Source organism: Mycobacterium sp. PS03-16, from assembly GCF_004570325.1.
Lineage (GTDB): Bacteria > Actinomycetota > Actinomycetes > Mycobacteriales > Mycobacteriaceae > Mycobacterium.
In genome coordinates, this window is sequence record NZ_SPQO01000075.1 from 1 (window position 1) to 1562 (window position 1562).

Annotated in this window: 1 protein-coding gene; it reads left to right on the top strand. The window is 71.2% G+C overall.

The genetic code is table 11. From position 1 onward, the window contains the following. Positions 1-5 precede the first annotated feature (5 nt). Complete coding sequence (locus tag E4P42_RS26745; protein WP_135129646.1) at positions 6-1562, top strand: HNH endonuclease signature motif containing protein; 1557 nt, start codon at positions 6-8, stop codon at positions 1560-1562.

The following is a 1562-nucleotide window of genomic DNA, read 5'->3' on the forward strand; positions in this document are numbered from 1 at the left end:
CGACGATCAGCGACTCCTATCGTGAGGAGTCGAAGCTGGTGGCGCGCCGGTTGGCCGCGGTCGCCGAACTGCTGGGCCGGCGCACCTGGGAGGCCGAGGCCGAGGACCCCGATTGCGGCTACATGATCATCACCGGTCGGCAACGCACCTCGGCCGAGGTGGCCGCGGCGCTGAACCTGTCATCGTCGGCGGCCAGCGCACTGGTCGCGGCTGCCGAGGCGCTCGACAGCCAGTTGCCCAAGGTGGCCGCGGTGCTGGCCCGCGGTGAGGTGGACTGGCCCACGGTGCAGCTGATCCTGTCGCGCACCGACCTGGTGACCGACCGCACCGCGCTGGCGGCGTTGGACACCCGCGTGGCCGCACAGGCGGCGCGGTGGCAGTCGTGGTCCCGGGCGCGGGTGCGCACCCTCGTCGACGCCGAGGTCCGCCTGCTGGACCCCGACGCGGTACGGGAACGTCAGCGCGGCGAGGACAGCCGGCATTTCGACATCACACCGCTGGCCGACGGCACGGCCAAGGTACGCGGGAAAGTGGGCGCCCCGGCGGCGGTGATCGTCGAGGCCACCGTCGCCGAGCTGGTCAAGCGACTGTGCCGGGAAGATCCACGCACCCGCGATCAGCGCCGCGCCGACGCGCTCGAAGCGATGGCCCAGGGCCAACGCCTGACCTGCCGCTGCCCCGCCTGCGCGCCCACCGACCCGCCCGCGCCGGCCAAGCCGCCCGCTCCGGCTGCGTCGGTGTTCGGTCCGGTGCGTGTCATCGTCAATGTGTTCGCCCAGCAGTCCACGATCCTGGGCGCCGACCAGAAACCCGGCTACCTGGAGGGTTTCGGCGTCATCGACGCCGACCTGGTGCGCGACCTCGCCCACGGCGCCCGGATCCGCACCGTGCTCGCCCCCGTGGCCACCCTTGAGGAGATGCGCCGCTACCAACCGTCGGCGGCGGTCGACCGCTACGTACGCGCCCGCGACCTGACCTGCCGCTTCCCCGGCTGTGACCGGTCGGCACAGATCTGCGATGTCGACCACACGATCCCGTTCAACCACGTCGACCCCGCCGCGGGCGGTCCCACCGCGGCGACCAACCTCAAGTGCCTGTGCCGCGAACACCACCGCCTCAAAACCTTCGGCGGTTGGCGCGATGAACAGCTCCCCGACGCCACCGTGGTGTGGACCTCACCGGCGGGCCGGCGCTACACCACCCTGCCCGGCGCCGCCGACATCTTCCCCACCCCCCAAAGACCATCCTGCGCCGCACCCCCACCCCGCCGCCGCAACCCGATCCGGCAACGCACGACCCGCATCGCCCGCCGCCGGCGCAAGAACCGCACCCTACGCCCGATCAACGCCGCCTACCGCCACCTGACCTACCAACGACGCCACGAGATCGACGCCCGCCAATTCCGCAACGAGATGCGGCGCAAACTCATCATGTTCAAAGGCATCCAACACAGCACAAGCCCCCTGTGCACCTGGGTCAACGACCCCTTCGAACCCGAAGACCTCCCACCGGACTGGCAACCCCCACCCCAACCCGACACCCCCGACCAACCACCGTTCTGA